The organism is Rhodopseudomonas sp. BR0G17 (assembly GCF_010907025.1).
GTDB classification, from domain to species: Bacteria; Pseudomonadota; Alphaproteobacteria; order Rhizobiales; family Xanthobacteraceae; genus Rhodopseudomonas; species Rhodopseudomonas palustris_H.
The window spans coordinates 17,478-37,010 of sequence record NZ_QUML01000018.1; the positions used below are offsets into that span (position 1 = coordinate 17,478).

The window sequence follows — 19,533 nt, forward strand, 5'->3', positions numbered from 1 at the left end:
CCTATGATCTCGCTGATCAGGCAACGCCCGCAGGACCGACAGAAGAGCCATGACCCTCCGTAACATCGCCATTATCGCCCACGTCGACCACGGCAAGACTACTCTTGTCGACAAACTGCTGCAGCAGTCCGGCACCTATCGCGACAACCAGCGCCAGGTCGAACGGGCGATGGACTCCAACGATCTCGAACGCGAGCGTGGCATCACCATTCTGGCGAAGTGTACTTCGGTGGTCTGGGGCGACACCCACATCAACATCGTCGACACGCCCGGCCACGCCGACTTCGGCGGCGAAGTCGAGCGTATCCTGTCGATGGTCGACGGCGTGATCGTGCTGGTCGACGCTGCCGAGGGCCCGATGCCGCAGACCAAGTTCGTGGTCGGCAAGGCGCTGAAGCTCGGCCTCAAGCCGATCGTCGCGATCAACAAGGTCGACCGCTCCGACGCCCGCGTCACCGAAGTGGTCAACGAGGTGTTCGACCTGTTCGCCGCGCTCGACGCCACCGACGAGCAGCTCGACTTCCCGATCCTGTACGGCTCCGGCAAGAACGGCTGGATGTCGGACAAGCCGGACGGCGATCCGAGCGAAGGCATGAAGCCGCTGTTCGAGCTGGTGCTCAAGCACGTTCATCCGCCGGTGGTGGAAGAAGGTCCGTTCCGCCTGCTCGGCACCATCCTCGAAGCCAATCCCTATCTCGGCCGCATCATCACCGGCCGCATCGCCTCGGGTACGGTGAAGCCGAACCAGGCCGTCAAGGTGCTGTCGCGCGACGGCAAGCTGGTCGAGCAGGGCCGCATCAGCAAGATCCTCGCCTTCCGCGGCCTCGAGCGCGTGCCGCTCGATATCGCCGAAGCCGGTGACATCGTGGCGATCGCCGGCCTGACCAAGGGGACCGTCGCCGACACCTTCTGCGATCCGGCCGTCGATACCCCGATCCAGGCGCAGGCGATCGATCCGCCGACGGTGTCGATGTCGTTCATCGTCAACAACTCGCCGCTCGCCGGCACCGAAGGCGACAAGGTCACGAGCCGCCTGATCCGCGACCGCCTGCTCCGCGAGGCCGAGGGCAACGTCGCGCTGCGCGTCGTCGAATCCGCCGACAAGGACGCGATGGAAGTGTCGGGCCGCGGCGAATTGCAGCTCGCGATCCTGATCGAGAACATGCGCCGCGAAGGTTTCGAACTCAGCGTGTCGCGTCCGCGCGTCGTGCTGACCCGCGACGAGAACGGCCAGCTGCTCGAGCCGGTCGAGGAAGTCGTGATCGACGTCGACGAGGAGTTCTCCGGCGTCGTCGTGCAGAAGATGAGCGAACGCAAGGCCGAGATGATCGAGATGCGGCCCTCGGGCGGCAATCGTCTGCGGCTGGTGTTCTACGCGCCGACCCGCGGCCTGATCGGCTACCAGGGCGAACTGATGACCGATACCAAGGGCACGGCCATCATGAACCGGCTGTTCCACAACTACCTGCCGTATCGCGGCGAGATCCAGGGCCGCCGCAACGGCGTGCTGATCTCCAACGATCAGGGTGAAGCGGTCGCCTACGCGATGTTCAAGCTGGAAGATCGCGGCCCGATGATGATCGAGCCGGGCTGGAAGGTCTACAAGGGCATGATCGTCGGTGAGCACACCCGCGACAACGACCTCGAGATCAACGTCCTCAAGGGCAAGCAGCTCACCAACATCCGCACCACCTCGAAGGACGAAGCGGTGCGCCTGACGCCGCCGATCCGGATGACGCTGGAAAAGGCGCTGGCCTATATCGAAGACGACGAGCTGGTCGAGATCACGCCGAAGTCGATCCGGCTGCGCAAGCGCCTGCTCGACCCGAACGAGCGCAAGCGCGCCGAGAAGAGCAAGCAGGCGGTCGCCTGATCTCCGTTCGTCATTGCGAGCGAAGCGAAGCAATCCAGCCCCCTGCACGGCGCTGGATTGCTTCGTCGCTTTGCTCCTCGCAATGACGGTGAGAGGTCGGTGATCGATTTCAACGCTAGAACTTGACGCGGTTTCGATACTCGATGCCCGGCCTTCGTGCCGGGCATCGTCGTTTCAAGGCCTCTGACATCGAACCGCCGTCAGCGCCGTGGTAGGATCGCGCATGCCGTCATCCAGCTTTCCGTCCTCGGTGGACATCGCGATCATCGGCGCCGGCGCGGCCGGCCTCGGTGCGGCGCGCACGCTGGAAAGGACGGGTCTGTCGGTGATCGTGCTGGAAGCGCGGAACCGGATCGGCGGCCGGGCCTGGACCCGGATGGTGACGCCGGAGATCGCATTCGACGTCGGCTGCGGCTGGCTGCATTCGGCGGACGAGAACTCATTCGTCGGCATCGCCGAGCAGCTCGGCATCGGCATCGACAAGACGCACCCGCCGTGGGGCGAGGCGAGCTTTGGCGATGTGTTTCCCAAGCGCGACCGCGCCGCCTTCGGCAAGGCGCTCGACGCGTTCTACGAGCGGGTCTGGCGCGCGGCGAAACACAAGACCGATGTGGCTGCAGCGACCTTGCTCGAGCCGGGTAACCGCTGGAATCCGATGATCGATGCGGTGTCGACCTACGTCAACGGCGCCGAGCTTGATCGCATCTCGGTGCACGATCTTGAATCCTATCGCGACACCGGCATCAATTGGCGGGTTCGCGAAGGCTACGGCACGCTGATTGCGGCCTACGGTGCGCCATGTCCGGTTGCGCTGAACTGCGTGGTCGAGCTGATCGATCACTCCGAGCGGCAGATCAAAATCAAGACCTCGCTCGGCACGCTCAGTGCCAGTCAGGTCATCATCACGGTGCCGACTAATCTGCTCGCCGACGAGGCGATCAGGTTCGCGCCGGCGCTGCCCGGCAAGGTCGAGGCCGCGCGCCATCTGCCGCTCGGCGTCGACGACAAGGTGATGCTGAAACTGTCAGATCCGAACGGCTTTCCCGCCGACGGCAACTTACGCGCTGCCACGATGCGGAGCGCGATGGGGACGTATCATCTGCGCCCGTTCGGCCGTGATTGTATCGAGGGCTTCTTCGGCGGCCGCTACGCGCGTGAGCTGGAAGACGCCGGCGAGGGGGCGTTCGCCACGCAGGCGATCGACGAGATCGCCGATCTGCTCGGCAACGACATTCGCCGCAAGCTGTCGCCGCTGGCGGAATCGCGCTGGGCCCATGATCCGTTCGCGCGCGGCGCCTATTCGCACGCGCTGCCCGGCCATGCCGGTGCCCGCGGCGTCTTGGCGGCGCCGGTCGATGGCCGGCTGTTCTTTGCCGGGGAGGCGACCTCGCCGCAGTTCTTCTCGACCGCCCACGGCGCGCGTGATTCGGGCGAGCGTGCAGCGCGACAAGCGATCGATTGTCGCAGCGGTGCAGGTTTCGCAGCGAACTAACTTCCACCTAAAGTGTCGCGACTGCCGCAAATCGGCGCGGAAATACGTAGGTCGTCCTGTGAGTTGTCCGATTCCGGCACAGCGCAGGCGGCGTCTGGTGCAGGAAATCCACACGTTAACCGATAATTAACGTTGGAGCTTGAAGCCGGCCCCGCGACTTGCTTTGATCACCGTCATGAGCACGACCCTGATCGAGGTACGAGCGGCAAGGGCAGCGGATGCGTCCGCGGTCGCGGCCACCCATGACGAAGCCTGGCGTTCCGCGTATCAGGGCATCATCCCGGGTGCGGAGCTGGAAAAGCTGATCAACCGCCGCGGTCCGACCTGGTGGGACTCGGCGATCCGTAAGGGCAGCCGAATCAGCGTGCTGTGCTTCGGCGACAAGATTGCCGGCTACGCCAATTACGGTCGTAACCGCGCCCGCAGCCTGCAGTTCGAAGGCGAGATCTACGAGCTTTATCTGCGCCCCGAGTTCCAGGGGCTCGGCTTCGGCCGCCGCCTGTTCGCCGCCGCCCGGCGCGATCTGGTGCAGAGCGGCCTGAAGAGCATGGTGATCTGGGCGCTGTCGGATAACGAGCCGGCGACCGAATTCTATCGCGCTCTCGGCGGCCGGATGGTCGCCCGATCGTCGGAGCGGTTCGGGCCGAAGTCGCTCGACAAGGTTGCGTTTGCCTGGAGCAACTAAGCTTTTTGCGCTGGCGAACGCCGCCAGCGCAGGCTATTCGGGTGGTTCCTGAAATCAAATCAGTCTGGAGCTCTTGATGCGCATCGACGCAATCCCCGTCGGCGTGAACCCTCCGTATGACGTCAACGTCATCATCGAGGTGCCGGTCGGCGGTGAGCCGATCAAGTACGAAATGGATAAGGCTGCCGGTACCCTGGTGGTCGATCGGTTCCTTTATACCTCGATGCATTATCCGGGGAATTACGGCTTCATCCCCCACACCCTGTCGGACGACGGCGACCCCTGCGACGTGCTGGTCGCCAACACCCGCGGCATCGTGCCGGGCGCGGTGATGAGCGTGCGGCCGGTCGGCGTGTTGTACATGAGCGACGAAGCCGGCCACGACGAGAAGATCATCGCGGTGCCGTCGTCGAAGCTGACCCAGCGCTACGACCGCATCAAGACCTACTCGGACCTGCCGGAGATCACGCTGGCCCAGTTCCAGCACTTCTTCGAGCACTACAAGGACCTCGAGCCCGGCAAGTGGGTCAAGGTGGTGCGTTGGGGCGGTGCCGACGAGGCTCATAAGCTGATCCTCGAAGGCCTCGACCGAGCCAAGCAAGCCAAGAAGGGCTGAGCGGCCGGACGAAACGCCGGCGAACAGGAGTTCTGATGCGCCGGCTGCTTCGATGGATTCGTAACCTGGTCGCGATCGCCGTGCTGGCGGTCGCGGTCCTGGCCGGGGTGCTGGCCTACAACACCTTCCGGAACGGCTCGCGGCAGATTGATGTCGCCGCGGTGCCGCCGATCGCGATCGACGAGCAGGGCGCCGCGCAGCGGCTGTCGCAGTCGATCCGCTTTCAGACCATCTCCAATTTCCTCAATCCCGAGCAGGACGCCGAGGCGCTGCGCGGCTTGCGCGCGCACATCGAAGCCAGCTTCCCGGCGTTCCACGCGGCGGCCAAGCAGGAGGTCGTCGGCGGTCACAGCCTGCTCTACACCTGGGCAGGCAGCAACCCGCAGGCCAAGCCGATCGCGCTGCTGGCGCATCAGGACGTGGTGCCGATTGCGCCGAAGACCGAAGCAGACTGGCAGCAGCCGCCGTTCAGCGGCGCGATCGAAGGCGGCTTCGTCTGGGGCCGCGGCTCGTGGGACGACAAGGGCAACCTCTACGCGATGCTGGAGGCCGCCGAGCTGATGGCCAAGCAGGGCTTCCGGCCGAAGCGCACGATCTATTTCGCGTTCGGCCATGACGAGGAAGTCTCCGGCCTGCGTGGTGCCGCCAAGATCGCCGAGCTGCTGGCCTCGCGAAATGTCCGGCTCGATTTCGTGCTCGACGAAGGGCTCCTGATCACCGACGGGGTGATGAAGGGCCTCGACAAGCCCGCCGCGCTGATCGGCGTCTCCGAAAAGGGCTACGCCACGCTGGTGCTGACCGCCCGCGGCACCCCGGGCCACTCGTCGATGCCGCCGCGCGACACCGCGATCGGGATGCTGGCGGCGGCGCTGACCCATCTCGAAGACAACCGGCTGCCGATGCGGATCCGCGGCTCGGTGGCCGAGATGTTCGACACCCTGGCGCCGGAGATGAGCGGCTTCAGCCGGGTCGCGCTGTCGAACCTTTGGCTGTTCCGGCCGCTGCTGCTGCGGGAATTCGCCAAGAGCGGCACCACCGCGGCGATGGTGCAGACAACGACGGCGCTCACCGTGTTCAACGCCGGCGACAAGGACAACGTGCTGCCCGGCGTCGCCGAGGCCAGCGTCAATTTCCGCCTGCTGCCGGGCGACACCCAGACCAGCGTCACCGATCATGTCCGCAGCGTGGTCGCCAACGACAAGATCGCGGTGAGCGGCTTCGAAGGCAATTTCGATCCGCCGCCGGTGACCGGCACCAGCAGCCCATCCTATCAGGCGCTGAACCGCACCATCCGCGAGGTGTTTCCGGATGTGATCGTGGCGCCGGGCCTGATGATCGCCGCAACCGACTCGCGCCACTACGCCCAGGTCGCCGACAATATCTTCCGGTTCTCGCCGGTCCGCGCCACGCCCGAAGACCTCAAGCGCTTCCACGGCACCAACGAGCGTATCAGCATCAAGAACTACGCGGACATGATCCGGTTCTACGTGCGGCTGATGCAGAGCACGGCGGGCTGAAGCACCGCGCCTCCGGTCACTGCACCGTGCGTGACTTAACGCGCATCGTCATTGCCGGGCTCGACCCGGCAATCCATCATTGTCGCGAAACGCTTCTTTCGCGCGCTTCCGCGCGATGGATACGCGGGTCAAGCCCGCGTATGACGAATGCGGAGACGCGGCTATAGCCGCGCCCGCTTACACCGCCGGCTTCGGCAGGCCGTGGATCGCGCAGGCGGCGCGGACGGTGTTGACCAGCAGGCACGCCACCGTCATCAGGCCGACGCCGCCGGGGACCGGCGTAATCGCGCCGGCGACCTCCTTGGCCTCGTTGAACGCGACGTCACCGAGCAGCTTGTCCTTGCCGCCGTCTTTGCCCGGCGTGCGGTTGATGCCGACGTCGATCACGGTGGCACCCGGCTTGATCCAGTCGCCCTTTACCATCTCGGCCTTGCCGACCGCCGCGAACACCAGATCGGCCTGGCGGCACAGCGCCGGCAGGTCGCGGGTGCGCGAATGCGCGATCGTCACGGTGGCGTTCTCGTTCAGCAGCAATTGCACCAGCGGCTTGCCGACCAGATTGGAGCGGCCGATCACCAGCGCGTTCATGCCTTCGAGCGAGGCGTGCACGGTCTTGGCCATGATGATGCTGCCGAGCGGCGTGCACGGCGTCAGCGCGAACAGACCGGAGGCCAGCCGGCCGGCATTGGTCGGGTTGAGGCCGTCGACGTCCTTGGCGGGATCGATCGCGTCGATCACCGCGTTGCTGTCGAGCCCCTTCGGCAGCGGCAATTGCACCAGGATGCCGTGCACGGCCGGATCGGCATTGAGCTTTGCGATCAACGCCATCAGCTCGGCCTGCGGGACATCGGCCGGCAGCCGGTGTTCGAACGAGGCCATGCCGGCCTCCTGGGTCTGCTTGTGCTTACTGCGGACATAGACCTCGGAGGCGGGGTCGTTGCCGACCAGCACCACCGCCAGGCCCGGCGTGATGCCGTGCTCGGTCTTCAGCCGCGCGACTTCGGCGGCGACGCGGGCGCGTAGCTCGGCCGAGATGATTTTTCCATCGATGATCCGGGCTGTCATGTCGTCCTCTTTGCCTGTCCCAGCCGATGCGTCCGCATCGAAATGACAACGCCTCCCCGGAGCGGAGAGGCGAACGGTGGATCGCCCTCGCGGGCCTCCCGGGTGATTATTCGGCGGGCTTGGCCGCCACCAGGCGGCGCAACGCCTCGCCGAGCTGTTTTGGATCGCCGTCGATCGCGATCTGTTTCTGCCGCGAGGTCGCGCCCGACAGCAGCCTTACATTGCGCTTCGGCACGCCGACCGCCTTGGCCAGCAGCTCCGTCACTGCCCGGTTGGCCTCGCCGCCATCGGCGATCGCCCGAACCCGCACTTTGACCACCGGCCGTCCGTCGGACAGCGTTTCCAGCCCGTCGATGTCGTCGCGGCCGCCGCGCGGGGTCACCCGCACCGCTACCGCGACGCCCTGAGCCGAATACCGCCAAGCTTCCGCCATGCCGGCCTCCGCCTGCCCGGCGCGGTTAGAACACTGCCGGGTAGATGTAATAGGTGATCACGCGCTGCAGGAACATGATCAGAAGGATCAGGATGATCGGCGAGATATCGAGGCCGCCGAGCGAGGGCAGCAGATTACGAATCGGCGCCAGCAGCGGCTCGGTGATTCGGTACAGGAACTCGGACACCGCGCCGACGAACTGGTTGCGCGTGTTCACCACGTTGAAGGCGATCAGCCAGGACAGGATCGCGGAGGCGATCAGCAGCCAGATGTAGAGATCGAGGATGATGAGAACGATGTCGAGAATGGCGCGCATGGCGGGGGAAAACTCGCGGTTTCGGTCGCGGAAAGCTCGAGCCGTAGATATCGGTTCACCCCCGTCCAAACAAGGGAACTCGGCGGCAATAAAGCCGCGGCCGGCCGATTTCGATCCGCCCTGTCGTCCTTGACTTGGCCGCGACCTGCACTGTAAATGGCGGCGTTCGCTGGCCGGGACGATATGTCCTGACCGCGCAAGGGGCCATAGCTCAGCTGGGAGAGCGCATCGTTCGCAATGATGAGGTCGGCGGTTCGATCCCGCCTGGCTCCACCAACTTTCCGAGACCAAGACGGAAAGTTGGCGACCTTCGCGACACGATCCCAGCACGGTTTTTCTGAAAAACAGGACGAACCCTCGGTCTTCGACCGCTGATTTCTCGCGTCTGAACCTTTGATTGCCCGACAGCCGGCTGACGGCCGCCGAGCGTCCCCATCGAGACGCCCGGCGATCGACTCTCGATCACACGCTGCCGATCACACGCTGCTGAAGCGCGGCGGGCGCTTTTCGACGAAGCTGGCGACGCCTTCCTTGAAGTCGGCGCTGGCGAGCGAAATCGCCATCTCGCGATTGGCCTCGATGGTCGCTTCCGCCAGGGTCTGGAACGGCACGTCGTAGAGCTGGCGCTTGATCACCCGCATCGAGGCCGGCGCGACGTTATCGGCGAGGTCGCGGGCATAGGCGTAGGTCTGCTCGCGGAGCTGATCGGCCGGATACAGCCGGTTCACCAGTCCCATCCGCAGCGCCTCGTCGGCCGACACACGGCGGGCCGACAGCAACAGATCGAGCGCGTTGGCGTGCCCGACGATCTGCGGCAGCATCCAGGAGATGCCATGCTCGGCAATCAGTCCGCGCCGCGCGAAGGCAGTGGTGAACACGGCAGAGTCGGCGGCGAAGCGAACGTCGCAATACAGCGCGTGGACCATGCCGATCCCGGCCGTGGCGCCGTTGAGCATGCCGATGATCGGCTTGGGAATCGAGGGATAGAACGCGTAGCGGGTCTGCCAGTCGGCCCTGCGATTCATGTCGAACGGCGGCAGATCGGCGGCGCGGCGAACGTCGGATGGATCGATGTTCTGCAGCACCTCCATGTCGGCCCCGGCGCAGAAGCCGCGGCCGGCGCCGGTCAGCACGATGACGCGCACGTCGCCGTCCGAAGCTGCTTGCTGCATCGCAGCCCGTACCTCGCGCTCCATCACCGGCGTCCACGCATTCATGCGGTCCGGCCGGTTCAGCGTGATGGTCGCGATCCGATCCGCGACCTCATAGAGGATGTCCTGGTAGCTCAACGGCGTTTCTCCCTTTGTTGATTGTTGTTGGGCGCATAACCAGCGTCGTGCGCGTCGTCGCCCGCCGTGGGCGACAGATGTCGGGCGCGGCGCGAGCCCTTCGGCCGGGCCACATAGTCCTGGGTTTCGGGGCGCTGCTGCAGCCAGCCGCTCCATTTGCGGAAGACTTTGGCCATCCGCTCAGGCGCGACGCCGAGCTGCGCCATCGCCACGCCGCCATTGACCGATTCGTGATACTCCGCGATCAGCGCGCCGCGCAGCACGAAGCGGCTGATGCCGTCGATCACCACGCGCTGGCCTGCAAAGTCAGGTACGGTCGAGGTGAAGCTCGACAGCGACCATGCGTAGCCGAGGTCGCCGTTGCAGACGGGGTCGAACATCTCCCAGCGATAATCGGCGGCGTCGCGATGAAACAGGTCCTGCATCATCGCGGCGATCTCGGCGCGTCCGGTGTGCGGGCCGTAGATGTAGTCGTGGTACGTCGCGTCTTCGGTGAAATGGTTGGCGAACCTTGCGCCGTCGCCGGATTCCGCCGCGCGAGTCAAACTCTCCAGCAGCCGCGCGAATTCCTCGCTCGTCATGCGCACTCCCTTGCTGCCCCGGTCATGGCCGCCGAAGCTTGGCAGGGAGCTTAGCAACCGCCGCAGCCGCGAGGGAAGCGGATTTGCGGCGGGGAGCCCGGCGCTATTCCGCGGCCTCACGCAGCGCCGTCACCGGCGCGCCGAGGGGCGCGCGCGACAGCCAATGGTCGAGGAAGTGTTCGAGCCAGATCCGCTCAGCGAGATCGTGCACGGCGCGTTCGGCAAAATGCTCGCGCCGCGGCCGCGCGCCGGGAAGCGACAGTCGTTCCTCTCCCTTGGTGGTCCAGCGATGCATCATCGCCCAGGTCACGTCGGGATGGAATTGAAAGCCGAAGGCCGTATCGCTGCGGATCGCCTGCACCGGAAAGTCGCCGCCTTCCGCCAGCAGGTCGGCGCCGGCCGGCAGCTCGAAACCTTCGACGTGCCAGTGATACACCTGCCGGGGCCAGTGCGGGCACATCGCGCGGCCCGCGGCGGTGGGGCGAATGTCGTAGTAGCCGACTTCGGCACGGCCGTGAGGATGCGGTGCCACACGGGCGCCGAGCTGTTTGGCCAGCATCTGCGCGCCGAGGCAGATGCCGAGGAACGGCCGCCGTTCCTTCAGCGGCACGGCGATCCAATCGATCTCACGGCGGATGTAATCGTCCGGATCGTTGGCGCTCATCGGTCCGCCGAAGATCACTGCGCCGGCGTGTTCGTCGAGCGACGGCGGAAGGGAATCGCCGAACCGCGGCCGGCGAATGTCCAGCGGATGGCCGAGCGCGCGCAGCGCATTGCCGACGCGGCCGGGCATCGAGGTCTCCTGGTGCAGAACGATCAGCACCGGTCTCGGATCATTGGTCTTTGCAGGCTGCAGCGCAGGCGAAGATGCCCGGCCGCAATCGGTCAGTCGAACAAGCATGGGAGGGTCAGTCCAGAGCCGCGCCGAACAGAATTGCCGCACCGCCGATCAGGATGTCCGGCGGAAGATGACAAATTCTTAAAGCAAGGCTCGGGCCAGATCATGGCCCTGCGAAATATCAGCGACGGCGCAACTGGAAGCCGCTGACTGCGGCGGCGATGAAGCCGCGCGGGAAGAAGCGCAGCAGGAACGGCACGATCTTCACGCCCAGGCCCGGCAGCACGATCCGCTTGTTGTCCATCAGGCCCTGATAGGCCTGACGCGCGACCTCTGCGGGCGACACGTTGAGCACGGCGCTGTCGAAACCGGGCTCGAAGCCGGCGCGGTCCTGGAACTCGGTCTGCACCGGGCCCGGACAGAGCGCGGTCACGCGCACGCCTTTAGGACCGAGCTCCTGATGCAGCGCTTCGCTGAACGACAGCACATAGGCTTTCGACGCGTAGTACACCGCCATGCCGGGGCCGGGCAGGAAGCCGGCGATCGACGCGACATTGAGGATGCCGCCGCGCAGGCGGGCGATGCTGTCGGCAAACCGCAGCGTCAGATCGGTCAGCGCCCTGATGTTGAGGTCGATGATACCAAGCTGGCTTTCGCGATCGAGCTCGACCGCGCGGCCAAACAGACCGTAGCCGGCATTGTTGATGAGGTACTCGACCTCGACGCCCGCCGCGTTCAGAGTCGAGATGATCTGTTCGGCGGCTCCCGGCTGGCCGAGATCGCACGCGATCACGATCGGCTCTGGTCCGCCCTTGGCGCGAATATCCGCCGCAAGGGATTCGAGGCGGTCGCCGCGTCGCGCCACCAGTGCCACGCGATGAGCATTGTCTGCAAAAATTCGCGCCAGTTCGACACCGATCCCGGCCGATGCGCCTGTAATCAACGTCACTCGTTCAGTCACGACAGGAAACTCATGTTTCAAATGGGCCGAACGGCCTCCGGGGAACAGCTATGGCCTTATGCGGGAAGCAAGCAGCGTGCAAGGGCCGATGCGGCTCGCAGAGCCGAAACGCACGCTGATGCTGCGAGGCGTGGCGGGACAAATACGGGTTCCCGTTACCCGAGGTTTCGCCGGATTTCCGGTTAGTTGGCGGGATCGACCTCAGGCATACTCCCCATCGTACCGCCCTGGGCGGCGGCACTGGGCGCGACCGGGGCCTCGGCAGCTACCTTCTGGCGCAGGGTGACGCGGTCGCGGGTCGAGACCGCCAACAGATCGGCTGCACGCCACACCACGTTTTCTTCGAATTCGGTAACGGTGCCGTCGGCGTAGACCAGCTCCCACATCATTTCGACGATCCGCAGCCGGCCTTGCTCATTGACCGAACGCATGATCACGCTGGTGAAATGGTAAAGGTCGACGGCTTCGCCCTCGATCAGCGTCGCCGAGGCAATCAGCCGGGACGCGGTCGCTGCGTCGAGACCGAAACGCTGTTCGAGCAAAGCGTGCAGCTTTTGCTTTTCGACCTCTGACGGGTCGCCATCGATCGAAATTACATGAATCAGCAGGGCCGTCGCGGCGAGGCGATAGCCACCCTCGTCGAGCGTCAGCTCATCCGGGGCGCTCGGGGCGACGACGTCGGTGATGAATTGGCGCAGTTTGTCCAGCATCGTCTCTCGTCTTTCGATGGGGGCGACGGCTCGTCGCTCTATGACGTGGAAAGGGAACGCCCGCAATCCTGCCCCGGTTCCGGGGAGTTCCATGACGGTTTGGCAATGCGAACGGGCTTCGTTGGTGCCGCAAGGCTCACCGGGCGGTGAGCCGGAACCGCGGCGACCGATCAGGCTGGGTGGTGACGACCCCAATCGGGACCACCGGCTCGGAATCGATCAGCTCGATCCGGAAGTTGCCGACGACCTTGGCCAGCGCCAGCGTGGCTTCGACCAGGGCGAAATGCGCCCCGATACAAACCCGCGGGCCGACGCCGAACGGCAGATAGGCGAACCTGTCGGGCGGCGGTGGGCCCGGCAGAAAGCGCTCGGGCACGAACGCGTTCGGATCGCTCCAGAGCTTCTCGTGTCGGTGCAGCAGCCACGGCGCGATCAGCATCACATCGTGCCGACGAACCGCAAAGCCCGCGACCTGGTCGGGCCCCGCGGCTTCCCGCACGATCAGGAATGCGGGCGGATACAGTCGCAACGTCTCGTCGAGCACCGCACGTGTGAACGGCAGCCGCTCGATCTCGGTGCCACCAAGACCGACCCGGCGAACTTCACTGGCCAACCGCTCCTGAGCGTCGGGATCGAGCGCCAACAGGTACAGCGCCCAGAACAGCGCGGTGGCGGTGGTCTCGTGCCCGGCCAGGATCATGGTGGCGACCTGATCACCGAGCTGCGCGTCGGAGAACGCTTCGCCGGTTTCCGGGTCGCGCGCCGCCAGCATCAGTTCGAACAGGTCGCGCGGCGGCGCGCCTTCGGCCTTGCCGGCTGCACGTCGCGCGGCGATCAGTTCGCCGATGAAGCGTGTCCAGCGCCGGCGAAACAATGCGCGCGAAACATCCTGCGGCGTCGGCCAGCCGAGCGGCAGCAACAGATCGAGAAACCGCGGGCTCGCCAGCCGGGTGCCGTAGTCGATCACGAAGCTGCGTAGCGTGTGACCGTGCGTTCCCATCTCGAACGAGAACATCGTCCGCCCGGCGATCTCCAGCGCCAAATGCTGCATGGTTTCGCGCAAGTCCACGGCCGCGCCGGTCTTGCGACGCAGCGCCTCGACCACCTCGTCGGTGGCCGATGCCATATGCGGCAGCAGCGTCGCGACGGCGCGCGGGGTGAAGGCCGGCGCCAGCGTCCGGCGCTGATGCTTCCAGGCGCGGCCTTCGGCCAGCAGCAGGCCCTCGCCGAGCATCGGCCGCAGCACGCGGATTCCGGTCGCCGTGCGGTGATAGTTGTCGACATTGTCGACCAGCACGTGGCGGATCGCGTCCGGCGCGTTGAGGATGTAGCTTGAGTGGGCGAAGAACCGGCCCCTGACGACATCGTCCTGGTAGGCGCGGTCGCCCCAGCTCGCGATCGCGTTGTGGCGGATCGCGGCGAGCCGGCCGAGCGCCGAGAGATTCTCCGGCGCGCGCGGCGGCGTCGGCGGGATCAGCGGCGCACGGGATGCCGGGCGGTCGTCGATTGCGGCGATGCTCACCTCGAACCCACTCCCTCGTCGTTGTCCAACGAAGGTAGTGTGGGAAACAGGCAGGGAGAAGGCGCCGGCGGAACCCGCAAGCGAGGCGTTCGGCCGCAGCGTGGCGGCCCAAACCGGGCTCAGAGCATGCCGGGCAGGACGCGATCCGGCGGCTTGTGATTATCCAGGAAGGTGCGGATGTTGATGATCACCTTCTCGCCCATCTCGACGCGGCCCTCGATGGTGGCCGAGCCCATGTGCGGCAGCAGCACGACTTTGCCATGCTTGGCGAGCCGCACCAGCTTCGGATTGACCGCCGGCTCGTGCTCGTAAACGTCGAGGCCGGCGCCGGCGATGTCGCCGGCTTCGATCAGCTTGGTCAGGGTTTCTTCGTCGATCACTTCGCCGCGGGCGGTGTTGACGATGAAGGCGTCCTTGCGGATCAGCTTCAGCCGCCGCGCCGACAGCAGATGGAACGTCGCCGGGGTGTGCGGACAGTTCACCGAAATGATGTCCATCCGCGCCAGCATCTGGTCGAGCGAATCCCAGTAGGTCGCGCCGAGTTCGTCGGCGATCCGCGGGGCGACCGGCTTGCGGTTGTGATAGTGGATCTGCAGCCCGAACGCGCGGGCGCGGCGCGCCACCGCCTGGCCGATCCGGCCCATGCCGATGATGCCGAGCCGCTTGCCGCCGAGCCGTCGGCCGAGCATCCAGGTCGGCGACCAGCCGGGCCATTCGCCGCCGTCGGTCAGGAGCGCAGCCCCTTCGATCATCCGGCGCGGCACCGCCAGGATGAGCGCCATGGTCATGTCGGCGGTGTCTTCGGTCAGAACTTTGGGGGTGTTGGTGACGGTGATGCCGCGCGCATGCGCTGCGGCCACGTCGAGGTTGTCGATGCCGTTGCCGAAATGCGCGATCAGCCGCAGCTTGCAGTCGGGCTGGTTGACCATCGCGGCGGTGATCTCGTCGGTCACCGTGGGTACCAGGACGTCGGCGGTGCGGGCAGCTTCGGCGAGTTGCTCGGCGGTCATCGGGACATCGTCGAGATTCAGCCGGGCGTCGAACAGCTCACGCATCCGGGTTTCGATCGAGTCCGGAAGCTTGCGGGTGACGACGACCAGAGGCTTTTTCTTAACCGACATTCCAACGCTCTCTGACGAGCTTAACGAGATCGTTTAGTCCCCGTTAACTCAGCTGTTCGACACTCCCGCAGCAGCGTGACCACAGGGGCCGGTCCCGACCATAAGGTCCCTTCCGTTCCTTGGGTTACCGGATGCCTTCCGGCCTTCTCTAGCAGAAGACCGCGCCAAGACAAGGACCCCTGGGTTTCGCCGGAGACGGCCGCGCCGCAAATCCCGCGACGAAGAGGCGTGTCGATGTCGATGAAATACCTGATGGCGGTAACGGCGTTCGCAGCTGCGATGATTTGCGCTGCGACCTTCGCGCACGCCGGCAAGGAGTCACCGTTGTCGGCGAGCGGACTGCCGGTGCCGCGATACGTCAGTCTTAAGTCTGATCACGTCAATGTCCGGGTCGGACCAACCAAGGACAATGACGTCGCCTGGGTCTACACCCGCGCGGGCCTGCCGGTCGAAGTCACCGCCGAGTTCGAAAATTGGCGGCGGGTTCGGGATTCCGAGGGCGCCGAAGGTTGGGTGTACCACTCGCTGCTGTCCGGCCGGCGCACTGCCGTTGTCACCATGAAGGACAAAGACGGCTTGGCGCCGCTGTATGAGAGCGCCAGCTCCGGCAGCGCCGTGGTGGCCCGGCTGCAGGCCGGCGTGGTGGCGCAGGTCAAGCGCTGCGACATGAAATGGTGCCGGATCGTCGGCAGTGGCTTCGACGGCTGGATCGAGAAGCTGCAGCTGTGGGGCGTTTACGCCGACGAGCAGGTCAACTGATCGCGCCGTAGCCGATGCCTGACGGTCGCGGCAAGGGCGCGTAAAAAAGCCCGAGGGCATGCTGCACTCGGGCCAGAACCATCACCAAGAATAACTCGAAAGACGGCGTTCAGCCCTTCTTTCGCAGCCGCACAACGACGTCGACCCGGGCGATCTCGTAGCCATCGGGAACATCCGGCGTCGCCTTGAGCTCGAGCTCGGCATGGGGAATGTCGATCAGCTCGTGGTTGTTCTCGAGGTAGAAGTGCTGGTGGGCCGACACGTTGGTGTCGAAATAGGTCTTGGTGCCGTCGACGCTGACCTGACGCAGCAGACCGACTTCGGTGAGCTGATTCAAGGTGTTGTAGACGGTCGCCAGCGACACCGGGACCTTGGCCTGGCTGGCCTCTTCGTACAGCATTTCCGCCGTCAGATGGCGGTCGCCCTTGCCGAACAGCAGCCAGCCCAGCGCCATGCGCTGACGGGTCGGACGCAGGCCGACCGACTGCAGCATCTCGTTGACATCATGCCACGGGCAGCCGTTCAGCCGAGGTTCTGCGTGCGAGTGCGCCTCGTGCGCCGGTTCCTCTTGCAAAAATGCCACTCGTTCACCGATGTCCACTTCCGCAACCCCTAATGCGCGCCTGTTGGAAACTCGACCGTCTGATTATAGGAAGCATTCCTTGTTGGTGCAAGCGCTTCGCAACTAGCGAAGCTCGGTCGATTTGCTTAAGTAAGATCACGGAGGTGCCGCTAGGCGGGGCAATATGCCTATGTTACAGACCCGCGCATTCACCGAGCGCGCTTCGCGCACGCGCCGAATCGGCCGCGTGGGCAGCCAAAAACCTCACGATCGAATCAAGAAGAAGGCATCGTCGCATGCGGGACCGTCGCTCCAGCTACGAATATGAAGATCTGCTGGCCTGCGGCCGGGGCGAACTGTTTGGCGCGGGCAACGCCCAGCTGCCGCTGCCGCCCATGCTGATGTTCGACCGTATCACCATCATCACCGAGGACGGCGGCGAGTTCGGCAAGGGCCAGGTCCGCGCCGAGCTCGACGTCAAGCCGGACCTGTGGTTCTTCGCCTGCCACTTCAAGAACGATCCGGTGATGCCGGGCTGCCTCGGCCTCGACGCGATGTGGCAGATGGTCGGCTTCTTTCTCGGCTGGGTCGGCGGCGAAGGCCCGGGCCGCGCGCTCGGCCTCGGGGAACTAAAGTTCACCGGCCAAGTGCTGCCGCACATCAGCAAGATCGTTTACAATGTCGACATCAAGCGGGTGATGCGCTCGAAGCTTTGGCTCGGCATTGCCGATGGCTGGCTTTCGGCCGACGACGAGATCATCTACCGCGCAAAGGATCTGAAAGTCGGTCTGTTCAAGCAGACGGCGCAGCCGGTCGGCGGCTAGCGAGTGCTAGCCGAGCCGTGTCTTCAGCCGCGAACGACCCTGGAGTGAACGAGGCGATCACATGAGACGAGTTGTTGTGACGGGGATGGGGATCGTCTCGTCGATTGGTAACAACACCCAAGAAGTTCTGGCGAGCCTGTACGACGCCAAGTCCGGTATTTCGCGTGCCGAAAAGCATGCCGAGCTCGGCTTCCGCTCGCAGGTCCAGGGCGCACCGACGCTGAATCCGGCCGATGTGGTCGATCGTCGCGCGATGCGATTTCTCGGTGAAGGCGCGGCGTGGAACCACGTCGCGATGGAGCAGGCGCTCGCCGACTCCGGGCTGGAAGAGTCCGATATCTCGAACGAGCGCACCGGCATCGTGATGGGCTCCGGCGGCCCGTCGGCCCGTACCATCGTCGAAGCCGCCGACATCACTCGCACCAAGGGCCCGAAGCGCGTCGGTCCGTTCGCGGTGCCGAAGGCGATGAGCTCGACGGCGTCGGCCACGCTCGCGACCTGGTTCAAGATCAAGGGCGTCAACTACTCGATCTCGTCGGCCTGCGCGACCTCCAACCACTGCATCGGCAACGCTTACGAGCTGATCCAGTGGGGCAAGCAGGACGTGATGTTCGCCGGCGGCTGCGAGGAACTCGACTGGTCGCTGTCGGTGCTGTTCGACGCGATGGGCGCGATGTCGTCGAAGTACAACGACACCCCGGCCACCGCCTCGCGTCCCTATGACGTGTCGCGCGACGGCTTCGTGATCGCCGGCGGCGCCGGCGTCTTGGTGCTGGAAGAGCTCGAACACGCCAAGGCGCGCGGCGCCAAGATCTACGGCGAAATCATCGGCTATGGCGCGACCAGCGACGGTTACGACATGGTGGCGCCGTCGGGCGAAGGCGCCGAGCGCTGCATGAAGATGGCGCTGGCAACCACCGGCGGCATCAAGATCGACTACATCAATCCGCACGCGACCTCGACGCCGGCCGGTGATCCGCCGGAAATTGGCGCGATCCGCAACGTGTTCGGCAACGAGGACAAGTGTCCGCCGATCTCGGCCACCAAGGCGCTGACCGGCCACTCGCTCGGCGCCACCGGTGTGCAGGAGGCGATCTACTCGCTGCTGATGATGCAGAACGGCTTCATCTGCGAGAGCGCTCACATCACCGAACTCGATCCGGCCTTTGCCGACATGCCGATCGTGCGCAAGCGCGTCGACAACGCCAAGCTCGGCGCCGTGCTATCGAACTCGTTCGGCTTCGGCGGCACCAACGCGACGCTGGTGTTCAAGCGGCTGGAGGCGTGATCGCCGGTGTTCGGCGTGCTGATGCCGGACAATCGAAGTGTTAGGATGATCGTCATGGCCGGGCTTGTCCCGGCCATCCACGTTTTTGAAGCACGGTCGAGCCGCGGGTCGTGGATGCCCGGGACGGACCGGGGCATGACGCAGAGGGAAACAACGACATGCAACAACTGATGCAGGGTAAGCGCGGGCTGATCATGGGCGTCGCCAACGACCATTCGATCGCTTGGGGCATGGCTAAGACGCTGCACGCGCACGGCGCCGAACTCGCCTTCACCTATCAGGGCGACGCGCTGGCCCGGCGGGTCAAGCCGCTGGCGCAGTCGCTGAATTCCGATCTGGTGCTGCCCTGCGACGTCGAAGACATCGCCAGCGTCGATGCGGTGTTTGACACGCTCAAGGACAAGTGGGGCAAGCTCGACTTCGTCATCCATGCGATCGGCTTCTCCGACAAGAACGAGCTGCGCGGTCAGTACATCGACACCAGCCGCGCGAACTTCTCGCGCACCATGGTGATCTCCTGCTTCTCGTTCACCGAGGTCGCCAAGCGCGCCGCCGCGCTGATGCCGGATGGCGGCGCAATGATTACGCTGACCTTCGGCGCCTCCGAGCGCGCGATGCCGAACTACAACGTGATGGGTCTTGCCAAGGCGGCGCTGGAAGCCAGCGTGCGCTATCTCGCCTGCGACCTCGGCCCGAAGGGCATCCGCGTCAACGCCGTCTCGGCCGGTCCGGTGCGGACGCTGGCCGGCGCCGGCATCGGCGATTCCCGCGCGATGTTCGGCTTTATGGAAAAGCACTCGCCGCTCGGCCGCGGCGTGACGCTGGAAGAACTCGGCGGCTCGGCGCTGTATCTCCTGTCGGACCTCTCCGGCGGCGTCACCGGCGAAACCCACTACGTCGATTCCGGCTACAACATTGTGCTGATGCCGAAGCCGGATGCACTGAAGGCGGACGCCGAGCGCGGCGAGTAGCTCCCTCTCGTCGTTCTCTGCTGACCGCCTCACCATCCAACCGAAGGCGTATGATCCAGTTCTAGAGCGTGCGTGTTCAACATCTGCGCCCTTGAGACAGGTTAGGGGTG

At 65.3% G+C, this 19,533-nt stretch carries 19 protein-coding genes, 1 tRNA gene and 1 pseudogene; 10 read left to right on the plus strand and 11 right to left on the minus strand.

Going from position 1 to position 19,533, the window contains the following annotated elements; genetic code table 11:
* Positions 1-49 precede the first annotated feature (49 nt).
* The 5 genes from typA to DY467_RS15070 all read left to right on the plus strand — a co-directional run bounded on the left by typA (position 50) and on the right by DY467_RS15070 (position 6,183).
* The gene (typA, locus tag DY467_RS15050) at positions 50-1,873 is read left to right on the plus strand and encodes a translational GTPase TypA (RefSeq protein ID WP_107353966.1); all 1,824 of its coding nucleotides are present in this window, start codon (positions 50-52) and stop codon (positions 1,871-1,873) included.
* Positions 1,874-2,096: 223 nt separating this feature from the next.
* Entirely contained in the window at positions 2,097-3,365 is a 1,269-nt protein-coding gene (locus DY467_RS15055; protein ID WP_164637169.1) for a flavin monoamine oxidase family protein, read from the plus strand.
* Positions 3,366-3,540: 175 nt separating this feature from the next.
* The gene (locus DY467_RS15060; RefSeq protein ID WP_011155978.1) at positions 3,541-4,050 is read left to right on the plus strand and encodes a GNAT family N-acetyltransferase; all 510 of its coding nucleotides are present in this window, start codon (positions 3,541-3,543) and stop codon (positions 4,048-4,050) included.
* Between the two features lie 76 nt (positions 4,051-4,126).
* On the plus strand, positions 4,127-4,666 hold the full coding sequence (gene ppa / locus DY467_RS15065) for an inorganic diphosphatase (RefSeq protein WP_107342636.1): 540 nt from the start codon (positions 4,127-4,129) through the stop codon (positions 4,664-4,666).
* Positions 4,663-6,183 (plus strand): M20 family peptidase, encoded by a 1,521-nt coding sequence (locus DY467_RS15070; protein ID WP_283811801.1) that lies wholly within the window; start codon positions 4,663-4,665, stop codon positions 6,181-6,183. The genes ppa and DY467_RS15070 overlap by 4 nt, the downstream gene beginning before the upstream one ends.
* 177 nt (positions 6,184-6,360) lie before the next feature.
* On the opposite strand, the gene folD is transcribed toward DY467_RS15070, so the two are convergent.
* From folD to DY467_RS15085, 3 genes are all read right to left on the minus strand, one after another.
* The gene (gene folD / locus DY467_RS15075; protein WP_107342638.1) at positions 6,361-7,248 is read right to left on the minus strand and encodes a bifunctional methylenetetrahydrofolate dehydrogenase/methenyltetrahydrofolate cyclohydrolase FolD; all 888 of its coding nucleotides are present in this window, start codon (positions 7,246-7,248) and stop codon (positions 6,361-6,363) included.
* A gap of 106 nt (positions 7,249-7,354) precedes the next feature.
* Positions 7,355-7,681, minus strand: a complete 327-nt coding sequence (locus DY467_RS15080; RefSeq protein WP_012494136.1) for a DUF167 domain-containing protein — start codon at positions 7,679-7,681, stop codon at positions 7,355-7,357.
* A gap of 25 nt (positions 7,682-7,706) precedes the next feature.
* Positions 7,707-7,997 (minus strand): YggT family protein, encoded by a 291-nt coding sequence (locus DY467_RS15085; RefSeq protein WP_012494137.1) that lies wholly within the window; start codon positions 7,995-7,997, stop codon positions 7,707-7,709.
* Positions 7,998-8,197: 200 nt separating this feature from the next.
* Here DY467_RS15085 and DY467_RS15090 point away from each other — a divergent pair.
* Positions 8,198-8,273: transfer RNA gene (locus tag DY467_RS15090), tRNA-Ala, on the plus strand.
* Positions 8,274-8,473: 200 nt separating this feature from the next.
* Here the strand turns inward: DY467_RS15090 and DY467_RS15095 are convergent.
* The 7 genes and pseudogenes from DY467_RS15095 to DY467_RS15125 all read right to left on the minus strand — a co-directional run bounded on the left by DY467_RS15095 (position 8,474) and on the right by DY467_RS15125 (position 15,019).
* Complete coding sequence (locus tag DY467_RS15095) at positions 8,474-9,286, minus strand: enoyl-CoA hydratase (RefSeq protein WP_107342639.1); 813 nt, start codon at positions 9,284-9,286, stop codon at positions 8,474-8,476.
* 83 nt (positions 9,287-9,369) lie between these two features.
* Positions 9,370-9,867, minus strand: a pseudogene (locus DY467_RS15100) (nuclear transport factor 2 family protein); the annotation flags it as partial.
* Positions 9,868-9,970: 103 nt separating this feature from the next.
* Complete coding sequence (locus tag DY467_RS15105; protein WP_164637171.1) at positions 9,971-10,768, minus strand: glutamine amidotransferase; 798 nt, start codon at positions 10,766-10,768, stop codon at positions 9,971-9,973.
* 118 nt (positions 10,769-10,886) lie between these two features.
* Entirely contained in the window at positions 10,887-11,666 is a 780-nt protein-coding gene (locus DY467_RS15110) for an SDR family NAD(P)-dependent oxidoreductase (protein ID WP_164637172.1), read from the minus strand.
* A gap of 182 nt (positions 11,667-11,848) precedes the next feature.
* The gene (locus DY467_RS15115; RefSeq protein ID WP_107342643.1) at positions 11,849-12,376 is read right to left on the minus strand and encodes a tellurite resistance TerB family protein; all 528 of its coding nucleotides are present in this window, start codon (positions 12,374-12,376) and stop codon (positions 11,849-11,851) included.
* 136 nt (positions 12,377-12,512) lie between these two features.
* Positions 12,513-13,898, minus strand: coding sequence for a cytochrome P450 (locus DY467_RS15120; protein ID WP_164637173.1), 1,386 nt, complete (start codon positions 13,896-13,898; stop codon positions 12,513-12,515).
* A gap of 119 nt (positions 13,899-14,017) precedes the next feature.
* The gene (locus DY467_RS15125) at positions 14,018-15,019 is read right to left on the minus strand and encodes a 2-hydroxyacid dehydrogenase (RefSeq protein WP_107342645.1); all 1,002 of its coding nucleotides are present in this window, start codon (positions 15,017-15,019) and stop codon (positions 14,018-14,020) included.
* 234 nt (positions 15,020-15,253) lie between these two features.
* Here DY467_RS15125 and DY467_RS15130 point away from each other — a divergent pair, with 234 nt between their 5' ends.
* On the plus strand, positions 15,254-15,778 hold the full coding sequence (locus DY467_RS15130; RefSeq protein WP_164637174.1) for an SH3 domain-containing protein: 525 nt from the start codon (positions 15,254-15,256) through the stop codon (positions 15,776-15,778).
* Positions 15,779-15,887: 109 nt separating this feature from the next.
* Here DY467_RS15130 and irrA read toward each other — a convergent pair whose 3' ends face one another.
* Positions 15,888-16,379 carry an iron response transcriptional regulator IrrA gene (gene irrA, locus DY467_RS15135; protein WP_107342647.1) on the minus strand — a complete coding sequence of 164 codons (492 nt, stop codon included), beginning with the start codon at positions 16,377-16,379 and terminating at the stop codon, positions 15,888-15,890.
* Positions 16,380-16,636: 257 nt separating this feature from the next.
* Between irrA and fabA the strand changes: the two genes are divergently transcribed.
* The 3 genes from fabA to fabI all read left to right on the plus strand — a co-directional run bounded on the left by fabA (position 16,637) and on the right by fabI (position 19,423).
* Positions 16,637-17,164 carry a bifunctional 3-hydroxydecanoyl-ACP dehydratase/trans-2-decenoyl-ACP isomerase gene (gene fabA, locus DY467_RS15140; protein ID WP_107342648.1) on the plus strand — a complete coding sequence of 176 codons (528 nt, stop codon included), beginning with the start codon at positions 16,637-16,639 and terminating at the stop codon, positions 17,162-17,164.
* Between the two features lie 61 nt (positions 17,165-17,225).
* Positions 17,226-18,452, plus strand: a complete 1,227-nt coding sequence (gene fabB / locus DY467_RS15145) for a beta-ketoacyl-ACP synthase I (protein ID WP_164570870.1) — start codon at positions 17,226-17,228, stop codon at positions 18,450-18,452.
* Between the two features lie 158 nt (positions 18,453-18,610).
* A complete protein-coding gene (gene fabI / locus DY467_RS15150) occupies positions 18,611-19,423 on the plus strand; it encodes an enoyl-ACP reductase FabI (RefSeq protein WP_164637175.1) in 813 nt (270 codons plus the stop codon).
* Positions 19,424-19,533 lie beyond the last annotated feature (110 nt).

What these genes read in the sequence shown, in the direction of transcription:
- fabI (WP_164637175.1), top strand. Translation starts at nt 18,611, where the DNA reads ATGCAACAACTGATGCAGGGTAAGCGCGGGCTGATCATGGGCGTCGCC.
- DY467_RS15125 (WP_107342645.1), bottom strand. Translation starts at nt 15,019, where the DNA reads ATGTCGGTTAAGAAAAAGCCTCTGGTCGTCGTCACCCGCAAGCTTCCG.
- folD (WP_107342638.1), bottom strand. Translation starts at nt 7,248, where the DNA reads ATGACAGCCCGGATCATCGATGGAAAAATCATCTCGGCCGAGCTACGC.
- fabB (WP_164570870.1), top strand. Translation starts at nt 17,226, where the DNA reads ATGAGACGAGTTGTTGTGACGGGGATGGGGATCGTCTCGTCGATTGGT.
- DY467_RS15085 (WP_012494137.1), bottom strand. Translation starts at nt 7,997, where the DNA reads ATGCGCGCCATTCTCGACATCGTTCTCATCATCCTCGATCTCTACATC.
- DY467_RS15080 (WP_012494136.1), bottom strand. Translation starts at nt 7,681, where the DNA reads ATGGCGGAAGCTTGGCGGTATTCGGCTCAGGGCGTCGCGGTAGCGGTG.
- DY467_RS15115 (WP_107342643.1), bottom strand. Translation starts at nt 12,376, where the DNA reads ATGCTGGACAAACTGCGCCAATTCATCACCGACGTCGTCGCCCCGAGC.
- DY467_RS15105 (WP_164637171.1), bottom strand. Translation starts at nt 10,768, where the DNA reads ATGCTTGTTCGACTGACCGATTGCGGCCGGGCATCTTCGCCTGCGCTG.
- DY467_RS15055 (WP_164637169.1), top strand. Translation starts at nt 2,097, where the DNA reads ATGCCGTCATCCAGCTTTCCGTCCTCGGTGGACATCGCGATCATCGGC.
- typA (WP_107353966.1), top strand. Translation starts at nt 50, where the DNA reads ATGACCCTCCGTAACATCGCCATTATCGCCCACGTCGACCACGGCAAG.
- DY467_RS15130 (WP_164637174.1), top strand. Translation starts at nt 15,254, where the DNA reads ATGTCGATGAAATACCTGATGGCGGTAACGGCGTTCGCAGCTGCGATG.
- fabA (WP_107342648.1), top strand. Translation starts at nt 16,637, where the DNA reads ATGCGGGACCGTCGCTCCAGCTACGAATATGAAGATCTGCTGGCCTGC.
- ppa (WP_107342636.1), top strand. Translation starts at nt 4,127, where the DNA reads ATGCGCATCGACGCAATCCCCGTCGGCGTGAACCCTCCGTATGACGTC.
- DY467_RS15060 (WP_011155978.1), top strand. Translation starts at nt 3,541, where the DNA reads ATGAGCACGACCCTGATCGAGGTACGAGCGGCAAGGGCAGCGGATGCG.